General features: G+C 67.6%; 13 protein-coding genes, 1 tRNA gene and 1 pseudogene. 6 read left to right on the forward strand and 9 right to left on the reverse strand.

The window, feature by feature from the left end; all coding sequences use genetic code 11:
• Positions 1-13 precede the first annotated feature (13 nt).
• Entirely contained in the window at positions 14-511 is a 498-nt protein-coding gene (locus AC06G6_RS03180; RefSeq protein ID WP_479826295.1) for a hypothetical protein, read from the reverse strand.
• 16 nt (positions 512-527) lie between these two features.
• Positions 528-1,511, reverse strand: a complete 984-nt coding sequence (locus tag AC06G6_RS03185) for a glycoside hydrolase family 16 protein (protein ID WP_479826297.1) — start codon at positions 1,509-1,511, stop codon at positions 528-530.
• 441 nt (positions 1,512-1,952) lie between these two features.
• Between AC06G6_RS03185 and AC06G6_RS03190 the strand changes: the two genes are divergently transcribed.
• A complete protein-coding gene (locus tag AC06G6_RS03190; protein ID WP_479826299.1) occupies positions 1,953-3,293 on the forward strand; it encodes a right-handed parallel beta-helix repeat-containing protein in 1,341 nt (446 codons plus the stop codon).
• Between the two features lie 85 nt (positions 3,294-3,378).
• Here AC06G6_RS03190 and AC06G6_RS03195 read toward each other — a convergent pair.
• From AC06G6_RS03195 to tmk, 4 genes are all read right to left on the reverse strand, one after another.
• Positions 3,379-3,451, reverse strand: a tRNA-Thr gene (locus AC06G6_RS03195).
• A gap of 96 nt (positions 3,452-3,547) precedes the next feature.
• Positions 3,548-5,113 carry an alpha/beta hydrolase gene (locus AC06G6_RS03200; protein ID WP_479826301.1) on the reverse strand — a complete coding sequence of 522 codons (1,566 nt, stop codon included), beginning with the start codon at positions 5,111-5,113 and terminating at the stop codon, positions 3,548-3,550.
• A gap of 109 nt (positions 5,114-5,222) precedes the next feature.
• On the reverse strand, positions 5,223-6,365 hold the full coding sequence (locus tag AC06G6_RS03205) for a DNA polymerase III subunit delta' (RefSeq protein WP_307462289.1): 1,143 nt from the start codon (positions 6,363-6,365) through the stop codon (positions 5,223-5,225).
• Positions 6,362-7,018 carry a dTMP kinase gene (gene tmk / locus AC06G6_RS03210; RefSeq protein ID WP_479826304.1) on the reverse strand — a complete coding sequence of 219 codons (657 nt, stop codon included), beginning with the start codon at positions 7,016-7,018 and terminating at the stop codon, positions 6,362-6,364. The genes AC06G6_RS03205 and tmk overlap by 4 nt, the downstream gene beginning before the upstream one ends.
• A gap of 88 nt (positions 7,019-7,106) precedes the next feature.
• Between tmk and AC06G6_RS03215 the strand changes: the two genes are divergently transcribed.
• Both AC06G6_RS03215 and AC06G6_RS03220 read left to right on the forward strand, forming a co-directional pair.
• On the forward strand, positions 7,107-8,327 hold the full coding sequence (locus tag AC06G6_RS03215) for a trans-sulfuration enzyme family protein (protein ID WP_479826306.1): 1,221 nt from the start codon (positions 7,107-7,109) through the stop codon (positions 8,325-8,327).
• A 9-nt stretch (positions 8,328-8,336) separates the two neighbouring features.
• A complete protein-coding gene (locus AC06G6_RS03220; protein WP_307462298.1) occupies positions 8,337-8,693 on the forward strand; it encodes a DUF2516 family protein in 357 nt (118 codons plus the stop codon).
• A 25-nt stretch (positions 8,694-8,718) separates the two neighbouring features.
• On the opposite strand, the pseudogene AC06G6_RS03225 reads toward AC06G6_RS03220, so the two are convergent.
• Positions 8,719-9,533 (reverse strand): annotated as a pseudogene (locus tag AC06G6_RS03225) (class I SAM-dependent methyltransferase).
• Between the two features lie 231 nt (positions 9,534-9,764).
• Between AC06G6_RS03225 and AC06G6_RS03230 the strand changes: the two are divergent.
• Positions 9,765-10,511 carry a phosphoglyceromutase gene (locus AC06G6_RS03230; protein ID WP_307462301.1) on the forward strand — a complete coding sequence of 249 codons (747 nt, stop codon included), beginning with the start codon at positions 9,765-9,767 and terminating at the stop codon, positions 10,509-10,511.
• A gap of 132 nt (positions 10,512-10,643) precedes the next feature.
• Here AC06G6_RS03230 and phoU read toward each other — a convergent pair whose 3' ends face one another.
• Entirely contained in the window at positions 10,644-11,306 is a 663-nt protein-coding gene (gene phoU / locus AC06G6_RS03235) for a phosphate signaling complex protein PhoU (RefSeq protein ID WP_307462303.1), read from the reverse strand.
• A 207-nt stretch (positions 11,307-11,513) separates the two neighbouring features.
• Here phoU and AC06G6_RS03240 point away from each other — a divergent pair, with 207 nt between their 5' ends.
• Both AC06G6_RS03240 and AC06G6_RS03245 read left to right on the forward strand, forming a co-directional pair.
• The gene (locus AC06G6_RS03240; RefSeq protein WP_479828519.1) at positions 11,514-12,770 is read left to right on the forward strand and encodes a sensor histidine kinase; all 1,257 of its coding nucleotides are present in this window, start codon (positions 11,514-11,516) and stop codon (positions 12,768-12,770) included.
• Positions 12,767-13,447 (forward strand): response regulator transcription factor, encoded by a 681-nt coding sequence (locus AC06G6_RS03245; RefSeq protein WP_307462304.1) that lies wholly within the window; start codon positions 12,767-12,769, stop codon positions 13,445-13,447. The genes AC06G6_RS03240 and AC06G6_RS03245 overlap by 4 nt, the downstream gene beginning before the upstream one ends.
• Before the next feature lie 119 nt (positions 13,448-13,566).
• Here AC06G6_RS03245 and AC06G6_RS03250 read toward each other — a convergent pair whose 3' ends face one another.
• The gene (locus AC06G6_RS03250) at positions 13,567-14,118 is read right to left on the reverse strand and encodes a hypothetical protein (RefSeq protein WP_479826312.1); all 552 of its coding nucleotides are present in this window, start codon (positions 14,116-14,118) and stop codon (positions 13,567-13,569) included.
• Between the last annotated feature and the right edge of the window lie 272 nt (positions 14,119-14,390).

The raw sequence follows: 14,390 nt of genomic DNA on the forward strand, positions 1-14,390 counted from the left end.
CCGGATCCCGCTGCTAAACGGGCTTGCGGAGATCCAGGAACGCCCACACCGCGACCAGCAGACCGCCGAGCGCCAGCAGGATCGCGCCGGGCAGGCCGCGGACGCCCCGGTCGGAGGCCTGCGTCGCTGTGGCGGCAGGATCCGCCGTCGGGGTCGGCATTGGTGCGCCGCCGGAGGGGGAGGCCGGTGCCACTTCCGCCGGCGGAAGGGCACCGGGTCCGCCGGCCGGTGTTCCCTCCGGGGTAGCTGCCGGGGCTGGGGCCTCGGAAATCGGCGGCGCAGGGGCGGTGACGGACGGGATCGACGGGGCCGCCGGCACGACGGTGGCGCTGGCTGTCGGAACAGGTGCCGGGATGGGACGGTTCCGAGGCGTCGGGCAGTCACGCGCCGGCACGCTCACACCCTTGGGATCGCAGGGGGCGGCGGTGGCCGGCAGGGCGAGGAGCAGCTGGGGTAAGGCCAGCATCAGCGCAGCCGTGACGGTGTAGCCGGACCCCTTTGAGGGCTTCACTCCCGTGGTTTGCCTGTTACTGCCAGGCCCGGACGTAGTCGACCTTCATCTCGGAGGCCGGCCCGTACGCGGTGCTGGTGCTCGCCTTACCGACGTTCAACACGAGGTACTGGGGGGCGTTGCCGTCGTCGGTGGGGAAGGACTTCACCTTGACCCCGTCGACGTAGACCTCCGAGAGGTTTCCCTTCCGCCACAGGCCGTACGTGTGGTACTCGTTCCCCCAGTTGCCGGCAATCGTGCCCTGGTTGTGCGTTCCGGAGCCCGAGTGGTAGTTGGACGTCAGCTTTCCCTTGAGCACTTCGGCGATGTCGTTCTCGCCCGTTGCCGGCCAGGACTGTCCGGTGGTCCACCATGCCGGCCAGTTGTGCAGCACCGTTCCGTTGCCGGGGAAGGAGATGCGGGCCTCGGTGTAGCCGGTCCGGAACTCATAACCGGTCTTGGCGGCGTCCTTCGGGTTCGAGGACACCAGGGCGCCGGTGCCGGCGTCCGAGAGTTTCAGGGAGAGGTTTCCGCCGCCGACAGAGACGTTGGCCGGGTTGGTTTTGACCTTGTTCATCGTTCCGCCGCCGAACCAGGAACTCGACCACTTGCCGGTGTCGAGGGTGGTTCCGTTGAAGTCATCGCTGAAGGTCTGCGACCACGCACCGGGGACGCCCAGGGGCATCATTGCGGTGCCGGTCGAAGCCAGCACGACGGCGGCGGGCGGGGCCGCGGCGGGTGCCGGGGCAGCCGCCGCGGGGGCTGGCTCCGCACCGGCTGGTTCCGCCGCCGGTGCGGGAGCCACGGCCGCGGCTTCGATGGCTGCGGCGGCGGGCACGGGCGCCGTCAGGAGGGTGCAGGGCGGCACGCCATCCCTGATCTTGAGGGTGCACGTGTAGGAGCCTGCGGCGGCGGGCGCGGCCGGGGCTGTCGCCGGTGCCGCGGCGGCGCCGAGGGACGCCGTGAGGGACAGCACGGCCGCGACGGCCGCACCGGAAAACAGTGTTGTGCGCTTCTTCATGTACTACTCCTGGAGCTCACGCTCTGTTTGGTGGCTTCGTCCCGCGCAGCGCCGAAGGCGCGGGGCAGGACGGAATGCGCCATTCATGGCCGCGTGGCGGGGCAAAAAGAACGGCCCCGACGAGAAGGCCGGGGCCGATAGGTGAAGACCGGAGCTTCCCGCCAGAATCGAACTGGCAACCTGCTCATTACGAGTGGTTTAGACAGAAGCCCGCGACGTCAGCCAACCATCGGCCGTTGGTGACGAAAGTGACGGACTGATTCCAGCCCGGACTTTATGGTGCAGCGTTGATTCTACCAGCGCGGTCGTGCAGGTCGCGATCGGAGGGTCTGCTGCCGTTGGCCTTCAGCACTCTGCCTATTCATATTTAGGCTTGCGGAGGTGCCCCGGTGTTGTTGCACACTGGCGTTAAGGAATGTCATGCGACCTTCGGGAGGAATCATGGCCACCTTGAATCGGCGTACAGTCCTGCAGGCGGGTGTGGCGCTGGCGGTTGCCGGGGCGATCATGGAGTCGGCAAGGCCGAATGCCGTGCCAAAAGCGCGGTATGTCAGTGCTGCAGGCTCGGATGCCAACCCCGGCACGGAGACCGCACCGTGGGCGTCGTTAGCAAGGATCAGGGCTGCGGTGGCCGGAGGGGAGCTGCGGCGGGGCGATACTGTACTGCTGAAACGCGGGGACACGTTCTACGGGTCTCTCCAGGTCCCCGACGTCCAAGGCTCCGCTGGTGTCCTTGCCTTCGGTGCGTACGGTACCGGTGCGCGGCCCACGATCAATGGCTACAAAGTCAGTAAGGCTGCATGGGTACAGCACGCGCCCGGCGTCTGGAAGCTTAACCTGACGGCAGGTTCCGGGCAGTACACCGGCAACACCACGGCCACCTCCACAGACGTTGGCTTCCTGAAGGTCGCTGGCATCATCAACGGCCACAAGCGGTGGAGTCTCGGCACCTTGGTCAACCAGTGGGACTTCTTCAGCGACGCCACCCATGTCTACGTCAAGGGCGACACCATGCCCGGCGAAGGGGTCTCGTTCGCAGTCAAGCAGAACGGCTTCCAGCCCTCGTCGAACAACCGGGTAACCGGCCTGCACCTGGCAGGGCACGGGGCGCACGGCATGACCAGTATTTCCTCAGAGCACGTCTATATAGGCGACTGTCTGATAGAGGAGATCGGCGGTTCGCAACTGTCCGGGACCACGCGTTATGGCAACGGCCTGGAGGTGTGGATAGGGGCGGCGGACAACCTCTTTGAAAACAACACCATCCGGCAAACCTACGATGTGGGCTACACCATGCAGGGGACAGCGGCGCACGGAAGAGTTGCGTGGACCGACATACACTTCCGCAACAACCGCATTGAGAATTGCAACCAAAGCTTTGAGGTATGGTCCCAGGGCACATCGGCGGCCGGTACCGGGCATATCCGGTGCACGTTCACGGACAACGTATGCGTTGACGCAGGGAAGTCCTGGGCAGCTGACGTCAGGCCCGACAGGGACGGTACGGGAACGCACCTGCTGACCTATGGTGTCCAGCTACCTTGCGAGATTGAGATAACCCGCAACCAGTTCATCCGCGCCAAGGACAACTACGCACGGTGCAGTGGTGACGGGCAGATACCCGCTGGGATGAACACCCATCACAACACCATTACCTTGAACCGCGGGCAGAAGATCGCCTACTGGAACCCAGAAACCACAGAGCAGTACGAAGCGTGGCGCACACGCACCGGCAAGGAACAAGGCACACGGTTCATCGTGGAGGCACAGGAGCTTCGGTAAGGCCCCGGACGGGACCAGAGGAGGCCGTTTGTCAGCGAAAACAACAGAACCCCCGGAAATCATTGATTTCCGGGGGTTCTTCCCGAGCTTCCTGCCAGAATCGAACTGGCGACCTTCTCATTACGAGTGAGACGCTCTACCAACTGAGCTAAGGAAGCAACCGCCTGAAATGTCCGGGCGTTTGCCCGGGCGCTTCAGCCAGAGATAACTGTAGTTGAGTCCTCCGGCCCGGGTCAAAATGAGTGGCGACCGCCTCAGCAGACGGTGTTATCCGCCGGGGTCTTGCCGTCGACCAGGTAACTGTCCACGGCACTGCCGACGCAGTCGTTGGAGCGGCCGTAGGCCGTGTGGCCCTCTCCCTGCCACGTCAGCAGCGAGGCGTTACCGAGCTGCTTGCGCAGCTCGCTCGCCCATTCCACCGGGGTGGCCGGGTCGCCGGTGGTGCCGATCACCAGGATGTCGGTCGAGCCTTGGTACTCCACCGGCGCCGGGGTGCGGACGTTCTGGTACGGCCATTCCTTGCAGCTGGTGCCGCCGTAGGCGAAGTATTTGCCGAACGTGGGCGAATCCAGCCGGAGCTGCTGGTCGTCCGCGCGCATCCCCGCAGTGTCCGTGACCATCGGGTGGTCCAGGCAGTTGATGGCGCTGAAGGCAAAGGTGCTGTTCGACGAATAGCTGCCGTTGGGTTCACGTTCGGCGTTGAAGTCGGCCAGCCGCAGGAACGGCGAGGCGTCATTCTTCAGGGCCGCGCCGAGGGCCTGCGTGAGCAACGGCCAGTTGTCGTCGTTGTACAGCGGGACGATCATGCCGGTGACCAGGGTGGAGGCCGAGACCATCCTGCCGTCCTTGGCGCGCATCGGGTTCGCCTCCACCGCTGCGATCAGGTCCCGGATCTGCCCGATCCCGTCGTCAACCCCGCCGCTGAGCGGGCAGCCATCGGACTGGAGGCAGTTCTCCACGTAGGCGCGGAGGGCTTTTTCAAAGGCCTTGGCCTGACCGCTGGTGAGCTCCTCATAGCTGAGGGAGGGGTCCATCGCGCCGTCCAGGACCATTCTGCCGACGTTGTCAGGGAACAGCGAGGCGTACGTCGAACCGAGGAACGTCCCGTAGGAGAACCCCATGTAGTTCAGCTTCGTGTCGTTCACGGCAGCGCGCAGGATGTCGAGGTCCCTGGCGGAGCTCTCGGTGTCGACCTTGCTGAGGACGGGCCCGGTCTTTTCCTCGCACTTGGCGGCGATCACCTGGTTGTCCGCCAGGGTTTCGGCCAGGCCGGCGTCGGTGTCCAGATCGTAAATCTTCGCGCGGGAGGCGTCGCGTTCCGGATCCGTCAGGCAGGTCACCGGGGCGGAGCGTTTTACGCCGCGGGGGTCGAAGCCCACGATGTCGAAGTTGGCGCGGAGCTTCTCCGAGAAGTGCGTGGCTCCGGCGTCCTTGACGAAGTCATAGCCGGAGCCGCCGGGTCCGCCCGGGTTGATGAGCAGGCTGCCCTTGCTGTTGCCCTTCGTAGAGAGCTTGATCGCCGCGATCTCGATGCTGTCGCCGTCGGGCTTGCTGTAGTCCAGCGGAACCTTAATCTTGGCGCACTCAAGGTCCGACTCGCAGGCCGTCCAGTCGGCCTTTTGCGTGTAGTAGCTGCGGAGTTCGGCGGGCGCGGAGGACGCGATCTCGGGATTGGGGGTGCTGGCGCTTTTTGCCCCGCCGTCACCGGCACCGAACAGGGCGCACGAGGAGAGCACCACGGCCAGGGCCATGGCGCCGGCTGCCCGCATGCCGATCGCAAGGGATCGGGATCTGGCGGGCACTGCTCGTGCAGACTTCATGCGGTTCTCCTTGGAGGATCGGAACGGAGGGGGCTGGCACTGCGCACCGGACAGGTGCTGGGGGCTGGGCTGATGGTCGGTTCATCGGGGAAGGTTACTCTATGATCCCTCAGATGAGGCTGGCGGCCATCGACTCGATGGCCAGCAGCGGTGCCACGTTGGAAGTCGTGATCCGTTTGCGGGCCTTGTTGATGGCGTCCATGCGGGCAAGTGTTGTTTCGGCGGAGGACTGGCGGGCGAACTCCACGAGTTCGCTCCTGAGTTCAACGTTGACCAGCTCGACGGCGTTCCCCATCTGGATGATCAGCACGTCCCGGTAGAAGGACAGCAGATCAGTCAGGGTGCGGTCGAGGGAGTCGGTCACCGAACGCTTGGCGCGGCGCTTCTGGTCGTCCTCGAGCTGCTTGACCTGGCCGCGCATGGCCGGCGGCAGCGTGCCGCTCTCGGGCGCGCCGAGGGTGGCGAGGAGCGCGGCTTTTTCCGCCGCGTCGCGCTCGTCGTTGGAGCTGTTGGCTTCCTCGGTGGCGATCTTGACGAGCTTTTCCGCCATCAGGACCGCGGCGGTGACGCCACGGAGGCCCAGCGGGAACCGCACGGTTTCGAGCCGCCGCTCGCGGGCTTCGGGGTCCCGTGCCAGCCGGCGGGCGATCCCGACATGGCTTTGCGCCGCCCGGGCCGCACGTTCGGCGACGGCGGGGTCGACGCCGTCGCGCTTGACCAGCAGGGCCGCGACGTCGGCCGCGGGCGGGAGCCGCAACGCCACGGCCCGGCACCGGGAGCGGATGGTGACCAGGACGTCGGCCGGCGAGGGCGCGCACAGCATCCAGATGGTGCGGGGGGTCGGTTCCTCGATCGCCTTGAGCAGCACGTTGGTGGTGCGTTCCGCCATGCGGTCCGCGTCCTCCACGACGATGATGCGCCAGCGCGCCGAGGACGGCCGGTTGCCGGCCGTGGAAACCAGCTCGCGGGCCTCGTCGATGGTGATGGTGACCTTCTCGGTCCGCACGAACGCGACGTCGGAGTGGGTTTCCCCCAGGATGGTCAGGCAGGCCGCGCATTCTCCGCAGCCGCGCCGGCTGACATCGTCCTGGTCGCAGTTCAAGGCGGCGGCGAAGGCCTTCGCCGCGTTGGACCGCCCGGAACCCGGCGGACCGGTGAAAAGCCACGCATGGGTCAGGCCGTCGCCCCCGGCAGCCTGGCGCAGTTGGGCCACGACGGCGGGCTGGCCCTGGAGGTCGTCCCAGACGCTCATGCGGTCACGCCCCGGCGGAGCGCCAGCAGCGACTCGACCCGTTCGAGGATCCGCACCGCCAGCTGCTCGACCGGGAGATGGGCGGGAAGGACGAGATACTGCTCGGGCCGGGCGGCGGCGAGGGCGAGGAACGCGGTGCGGATCCTGGCGTGGAACTCGTCCGCCTCGGATTCCAGCCGGTCTTCGGCCGCGTCGCCCGCGGTGCGGCGGCGCCGGCCGACCCCGGGGTCAACATCGAGCAGCACCGTCAGGTCCGGGAGCAGGCCCGAGGTGGCCCACTCGTTGATGTCCCGGACGGCGTCGGTGCCCAGATCCCGGCCGGCGCCCTGGTAAGCGACGGAGGAATCGATATAGCGGTCCGTGAGGACGATCTCGCCGCGCTCCAGGGCCGGGCGGATCACCTGGCTGGCATGGGCGGCGCGGGAGGCCGCGAAGATCAGGGCTTCGGTGTGCGCATCGATGTGGCCGTGCCCGTGGTCCAGGACCAGGGAACGGAGCTTTTCGCCGATGGGAGTGCCGCCCGGCTCCCTGGTCCGCAGCACCTTGAGGCCGCGCGATTCAAGGGCCGACGCCAGCTCGGCTGCCTGCGTGGACTTGCCGGCGCCGTCTCCGCCCTCGAAGGCGATAAACAGTCCGGGGTTATGGGTAGTCACAGCTCTAGCGTACCGACAATCCCTGACAGCCACGTGAGTGCACGTAACGCCTTGGGCGCCCTGCGGGGCGCCGAAGTACCCTGTGACCATGAGTCTTTCCGATGCACAGGCAGCCTCCCTCTCCGCAGAAACGGTTGTGGTGGCGGCGGGCCGCCCGCCGCGTGAACGCGACGAACCGGTCAACCCCCCGCTGGTGCTCTCCTCGACCTATTACGGCACGGGACCGCTGGGCGACGGCGACCGCGGCTACGGGCGGTATTCCAACCCCACCTGGGACCCCTTCGAGGAAGCCCTCGCCCAGCTGGAGGGCGCCGAGCTCCCCGGCCTGCTCTATGCCTCCGGCCTCGCCGCCGTCAGCTCCGCGCTGTCCCTGGTTCCTGCCGGGGGAGTGCTGGTCATGCCGTCCCACAGCTACGCCGGTTCCCTGGTGATGGCCACGGAACTGGCCGCGAAGGGGTTCCTGGAACTACGCACTGTGGACATCGCGGACACCGACGCGGTCCTGGCGCAGCTCGCCCCGGCGGATGGGCGCCCGGCCAGCATGCTCTGGCTGGAGAGCCCCACCAACCCGATGCTGGGCGTCGCGGACATCCGCGCCCTCACAACCGCCGCGCACGCGGCGGGTGCCGTCGTCGTCACGGACAACACGTTCTCCACCCCGCTCGTGCAGCAGCCGCTGGCGCTGGGCTCCGACGTCGTCCTGCACTCGGTGACGAAATACCTCTCCGGCCACTCCGACGTCGTGCTGGGCGCCCTGGTGACGTCCGACGCCGGACTGCGCGCCGCGCTGCTGCACCAGCGCACCATCCACGGCGGGATCGCCGGGCCCTTCGAGGCCTGGCTGGCGCTGCGGGGGCTGCGCACCCTGGCCCTGCGGGTCGAGCGCTCACAGACCTCGGCGGCAGTGCTGGCCGGGCGGCTGAGCACGCACCCCAGGGTCGGCAGCATCCGGTTCCCGGGACTTCCCTCGGACCCCGGCCACGAACGGGCCAAGAGCCAGATGAAGGGCTTCGGCTCCGTGCTGTGCATTGAAATGGCCCCGGTCGCCGGCGGCGGGAACAGCGGCGGCGGCAGTCACATCAGCGGCCTCAGCGGGGCCGATGCCGCGGACAAGATGATCCGGGCCCTGAAGCTGTGGCTGCCGGCCACCTCCCTGGGAGGGGTGGAGTCGCTGATCGAACGGCGGCGCCGGCACACGGCCGAGCCGGCCAGCGTGCCCGACAACCTGGTCCGGATGAGCGTGGGCATCGAAAACGTCGAGGACCTTTGGGCCGATTTGGAGCAGGCCTTGGCCGGTTTGGGCGGCTAGGCTGGGGGCATGGACGGACGAGCGCTTATTTACTATGTCGAGACCGGGATCTACTTTCTCCTGGCCCTCGTAGCCCTGGCCCTAGAGGTATGGGCTTTCTTCGATTGCCTGCGGCACAAGGCGAACGCTTTTGAAGCCGTCTCCAAGCGCACCAAGACTTTCTGGCTGGCCGTCACCGGCGGCGCCATGGCCGTGGGCCTGCTCTCCCTGCTGGGCGGCGGCGGCGGAGGCCTCCTGGGCCCGCTGGGACTGTTCGGCCTCGCCGCCGTGACCGCGGCCTCCGTTTACCTCGCCGACGTCCGCCCCGCCGTCAAGGACGCGGGCCGCGGCGGGAGCCGCAATACGGGGCCCTACGGCCCCTGGTGACGTCAGCGTCCCACTCAGAGTCCTCTTAGGGACCCGGCGCGACGGCGTCCCAGCCCACCGTCAGTTCGCCCAGCCGCCACCGGGCCGGACCATCCTGGACCGGCCAGCCGGCGTCGAGCAGTGCCCGGCACATCGCCGTCCAGCGCTGCCGGTGCCCGAACGACGCCAGCGGCGCGGCCTCCAGCCAGGCCTGGTCCATCGCCTGCAGGAAGGTCTGGATCCGCTCGCCCGGCACGTTGCGGTGGATCAGGGCTTTCGGGAGCCGCTCGGCCACCTCAGAGGGCAGCGCAAAGCTGCCGAACCGCATGGACAGGCTCAGGCTCAGCGGCCGCTCGGCGTCCAGCGCCACCCACGTGACCCGGCGGCCGATCTCGTCGCAGGTGCCGTCGATGAACAGCCCGTCCGGTGCCAGCCGCCCCTGCACCAGGCGCCAGATCGCGGCGACGTCGGCCTCCTCGTACTGCCGGAGCACGTTGAACGCCCGCACCAGGACGGGCCGGCCACCGGCAGTTCGAAGCCGCCCAGCCGGAAGCTTAGCCCGGGCCGTTCCAGGTCCCGGGCCAGCCTGACACGCTCGGGCTCGATTTCGACGCCGACCACCCGCACGTCGGGCCGGACCGCGGAGAGCCGTTCAAAGAGTTCGACGGCGGTGGCCGGGGAAGCGCCGTAGCCCAGATCGACGGCGAGGGGATCAGCCGCCGCCCGCAGGCGCCAGGCCTGCGGGCCGGTCAGCCAGCGGTCCAGCCGCCGCATCCGGTTGGGGTTGGTCGTGCCGCGGGTAATGTTGCCCACCGGCCGGCCCGCCCGGGGTCCGCGCTTTTCCATGCCGCGTTTGTCCATGCCGCGTTTGTCCATGCCGCGTTTGTCCATGACATGGGGTTGCGGGGACGCCACCCGCTCAGCCTTCTGCACCACCAGCCCACCCTATCCTCCATCGCGGTCCCACCCGCGCGGGCCAGTTCCGGCCCCCGCGGCGCCCCGGGACGGGCGCGGAGTGATCCGGCGTTGCGGTGTTGCGCCGGCGTTGTAACGCGCGGCACTGCCCGGGGCCGCTCAGCTAGGATGAAAACCATGACTTATAAGCTGATTTTGCTGCGCCACGGCCACAGCGAATGGAACGCCAAGAACCTGTTCACCGGCTGGGTGGACGTTGACCTCAACGACCAGGGCCGGGCCGAGGCGATCCGCGGCGGAGAGCTTCTCGTGGAGCACAACATCCTCCCGGACATCCTGTACACCTCGCTGCTGAAGCGGGCCATCAACACCGCCAACATGACGCTCGACAAGGCCGACCGCGGCTGGATCCCGGTCAAGCGGGACTGGCGGCTCAACGAGCGCCACTACGGCGCCCTGCAGGGCAAGGACAAGGCCCAGACCCTCGCCGAATACGGCGAGGAGCAGTTCATGACCTGGCGCCGGTCCTACGACACCCCGCCGCCGCCCCTGGACGACGACTCCGAGTTCTCCCAGGCGCACGACCCGCGCTACGCGGACCTCGGCGACGCGCTGCCGCGCACCGAATGCCTCAAGGACGTCCTGGTCCGCCTGCTGCCCTACTGGGAATCGGACATCAAGGAAGACCTCAAGGCCGGCAAAACCGTGCTGGTCACGGCGCACGGCAACTCGCTGCGCGCCCTCGTCAAGCACCTGGACGGCATCAGCGACGAGGCCATCGCCGGACTGAACATCCCCACGGGCATCCCGCTGGTCTACGAACTGGACGAGAACTTCAAGCCGCTGAATCCGGGCGGCACCTACCTCGACCCCGAGGCCGCTGCCGAGGCGATCCAGGCAGTCGCCAACCAGGGCAAGAAGTAGCGCCCCTCCGCACCACGACGGAAACGTACGACGCCGGCCGGTCACCTCGTAAGGTGACCGGCCGGCGTCGTTGTTTCTGCTGCGGTGCTGTCCGGCGCTCCTGTCCGGTCTGCCGCCCCGAACCTGGGAGGGCTAGCTGTGCTCGATGCCGTTCGGCTGCCAGGCGCCGGTGACCAGGTAGGTGACCTTCTGCGCCACGGACACGCCGTGGTCCGCGAAGCGCTCGAAGTAGCGGCTGGCGAGGGCGACGTCGACCGTCGTGGCGGGGGACTCGTGCCAGTCGCTGCGGGCGATCGCCTGGAAGACGCTCAGGTGCAGGTCGTTCACGGCGGTGTTGGCCTTCATGATGTCCCGGGCCACTTCAAGGTCCCGGGTTTCCAGCAGGACCGTGAGCTTCCGGGCGATCAGCAGGTCATACTCGGCGAAGCTTTTGAACGTCTCACGCAGCTGGGCGGGCACCACGGTGGCGGGGTAGCGGAGCCGGGCCAGCTGGGCGAGGTGGCGGGCGAGGTCACCCATCCGCTCCAGGGAGGCGCTCATCCGGAGGGACCCCACGATCATCCTCAGGTCGCTGGCCACGGGGCCCTGCAGGGCGAGGATGTCGATGGCGCGCTCATCCAGGCTGTTCTGCAGGAAGTCGATCCGTGCATCGGCCGCGATGACGTCCTCGGCCAGGTCGATGTCGGCGCCGTCGAAGGCCGTCGTGGCCTTGTCAATGGCTTCACTGACCAGCTTTGAGATTTCGACGAGCTGATCCCCGACTTGGGCGAGCTCTTCCTGAAAAACCTTGCGCACGTGTGCGTCCTTTCCTTGGAAATATTGCCGGCCACCACAGTGGCGGGCCCATTTCGGTTCACCTGTCGGCGCTTCAACTGTCCAGTGTTCCAGCGTCCGGTGAACTGTTACGCCCCAATAGATGAACGTTAGCTGAACCGGAGTGGGAATAGCGGGAGATTACAGTTTCCGACGCGGGGCAGAGCATAAGCTGGAGCCGTGGACCCAATGCTTATCGGCGTGATCGCCGGCCTGATCGGCCTGGCGCTTGGCGTCTTCGGCGTGCTCGCCTTCCGGGTCAGTGAGCAGCAGCGCAAGCTCGTGGATGTTGAGTTCGAGGATCCCTCCCTGCCCGACGGCGCCGCCGAGGTGCTGGCCGCCGTCGGCCGGGCGTTTGTCGTGGTGGACGCGATCGACGGCGTCGTCCGCGCCAGTCCCGCCGCGTACGCCTACGGACTGGTGCGCGGCCACACCCTGGTCCATGAGCAGCTGCTGGAGATGACCGCGAAGGTGCGCCGCGACGGCGTCATCCTCGAACGGCTCCTCGAACTGCCGCGCGGCCCGCTGGGCCAGGGAACCATCGTGGTCCAGGTGCGGGCGGCCGTGATCGCGGAGGAATACATCCTGCTGCTGGCCGACGACCGGACCGAGGTCACCCGCACCGAGGAAGTCCGCAACGACTTCGTCGCCAACGTCTCGCACGAACTCAAGACGCCGGTCGGCGCCATCTCGCTGCTGGCCGAGGCGCTCGAGTCCTCCGCCGATGACCCGGAGGCGGTGCGCCGCTTCGCCCGGCGCACCCACAAGGAATCCGCCCGGCTGGCGGCCCTGGTGCAGGACATCATCGAACTCTCCCGGCTGCAGGGCTCTAACGTCGCGAAGCAGGGCCGGGCCGTGGACATCAACACCGTCGTCACCGAAGCGGTGGACCGGTCCCAGCTGCCGGCGGAAAGCAAGAACATCGACCTCGTCGTGGGCGGCCATACGGATGCAATGGTCTACGGCGACCAGGACCAGCTCGTGACGGCGCTGCGGAACCTGATCGACAACGCCATCCGCTACTCCCCGGAAAACACCCGGGTCGGCATCGGCATCCGGTCCAAGGACGGCCTCGTGGCCGTCTCCGTCACGGACCAGGGCGAGGGGCTCAGCCCCGAGGACCAGGAACGCGTCTTCGAGCGCTTCTACCGCGTGGACGCCGCCCGGTCACGGCATACCGGCGGCACCGGCCTGGGCCTGAGCATCGTCAAGCACGTGGTCGCCAACCATGGCGGCGAGGTGACCCTCTGGTCGCAGCCCGGGCAGGGCTCCACCTTCACCATCCGGCTGCCGGAGCTGGAGGGCCAGGACCTCGACGGCGTTGCAGACGCGGGCGAACCTGCGGACCGGGCGGCCGCCCGGTCCGCGGCCAACGGCCCGACCCAGCACCCCAGACCAACACGACGGGACGCCGCCGGCGCCCATGAGCAAGGAGCTACCGCTTGAGCAGGATTCTGATTGTCGAGGACGAAGAGTCGTTCAGCGACCCGCTGTCCTACCTACTGGGCAAGGAAGGATTCGAGGTGGAGGTGGTAGACAACGGACTGGACGCCATCACCGAGTTCGACCGCAACGGCGCCGACCTGGTGCTGCTGGACCTGCAGCTGCCCGGACAGTCGGGCACCGAGGTCTGCCGGCAGCTGAGGCAGCGCTCGTCCGTCCCGGTCATCATGCTGACGGCGAAGGACGCGGAGATCGACAAGGTCGTCGGGCTGGAACTCGGCGCCGACGACTATGTCACCAAGCCCTACTCGTCGCGGGAGCTGGTGGCCCGGGTCCGGGCCGTGCTGCGCCGCCAGGGCGAGCCCGAGGACTTGGTGCCCAGCACCGTGCAGGCGGGACCGGTCCGGATGGATATCGAGCGGCACGTCGTCACGGTCAGCAGCGAACAGGTGTCCCTGCCGCTGAAGGAATTTGAACTGCTGGAAATGCTGTTGCGGAACTCCGGCCGGGTGCTGACCCGCGGGCAGCTGATCGACCGGGTCTGGGGGTCGGACTATGTGGGGGACACCAAGACCCTCGATGTCCACGTCAAGCGGCTCCGCAGCAAGATCGAACCGGATCCTTCGGCGCCGCGGCACCTCATCACAGTCCGCGGCCTGGGCTACAAGTTCGAGCCCTGAGCCCGGCGGACCGCTGGCCCGGACCGGGCGGACCACATACAGAGCAGGCAGAGCCCACAGAGCCCACAGAGAAGGAGGGGCGCCCGGTGACCGGGCGCCCCTCCTTTTCGGAGTGGAAGCTAGTGGTTCGCGCTGCTCGTCGGAGACGGGGTCGGCGTGGCCGAGCCGGTGGGCTCGCTGCCGGCCGGCAGGTACTGCTTGTAGTCGGTGATCGTTCCGTCCAGCACGGGCACCTTGAACGTGGCCTTCTGGTTGGTGCCGTCCTCGCTGATGCTGACCTCGACGAGGGAACCCGGGATGCCGCCGGTGGTGCTCAGGATGGCCTCGTCGGTGGAGTCGTTGAGCAGCGTGTAGGAGTTCTGCTTGACCGGGACCTCGGTCTGGGAACCGCCGGCACCGGCGATGGTCAGCGTCACGTCTTCGGAGGAGGAGTTGTACACGGCGCCGATCACACGGCCGGGCTTGTCCTCGCCGGCGGAGATGATCATCATGTTGCGCAGCTGAAGCGCGCCAACGTCGGCCTGCGTTCCGTCCGAGGCCGCGTACTCCGCGGCGGTCGCCTGGGGGTTAGTGTAGCCGCAGCCTGTTACGGACAGCAGGCCGATGCCCAGAGCAGCCGTTGCCATTGCCAGCTTGCCGCGCTGGCCCCGGTTCGTCGCAGTGAAACCCACGTCTCGCACTCCTTGAGAGTCTTGGAACATTATTCAGCCATAGCCTATCGGCAATCCCCGCCAAACGATGATTCGGGCCGTACACAATCCCGTGGCTCCGTGGCCGTCCGGGCGCCGGCGGGGGATGGCAGATGACCTTGGCAGGGGCGGGGCAATGCACTAATATCCGCTTTCGTCAAGGGGTCTGAAGGTGCCGTTTAAGGCCATTTTCCCTGTATTCACGCGGTTCTTGGGTGCGTTCCATGGCAGTCGTATGCCTTAAGCGTGATAAA

Source organism: Arthrobacter sp. CJL-S3, from assembly GCF_056711635.1.

Excerpts from the sequence above, each read along its gene's own strand:
- AC06G6_RS03230 (WP_307462301.1), top strand. The coding sequence starts at position 9,765 with ATGACTTATAAGCTGATTTTGCTGCGCCACGGCCACAGCGAATGGAAC.
- AC06G6_RS03240 (WP_479828519.1), top strand. The coding sequence starts at position 11,514 with ATGCTTATCGGCGTGATCGCCGGCCTGATCGGCCTGGCGCTTGGCGTC.
- AC06G6_RS03205 (WP_307462289.1), bottom strand. The coding sequence starts at position 6,365 with ATGAGCGTCTGGGACGACCTCCAGGGCCAGCCCGCCGTCGTGGCCCAA.
- AC06G6_RS03185 (WP_479826297.1), bottom strand. The coding sequence starts at position 1,511 with ATGAAGAAGCGCACAACACTGTTTTCCGGTGCGGCCGTCGCGGCCGTG.
- AC06G6_RS03190 (WP_479826299.1), top strand. The coding sequence starts at position 1,953 with ATGGCCACCTTGAATCGGCGTACAGTCCTGCAGGCGGGTGTGGCGCTG.
- AC06G6_RS03215 (WP_479826306.1), top strand. The coding sequence starts at position 7,107 with ATGAGTCTTTCCGATGCACAGGCAGCCTCCCTCTCCGCAGAAACGGTT.
- AC06G6_RS03200 (WP_479826301.1), bottom strand. The coding sequence starts at position 5,113 with ATGAAGTCTGCACGAGCAGTGCCCGCCAGATCCCGATCCCTTGCGATC.
- AC06G6_RS03220 (WP_307462298.1), top strand. The coding sequence starts at position 8,337 with ATGGACGGACGAGCGCTTATTTACTATGTCGAGACCGGGATCTACTTT.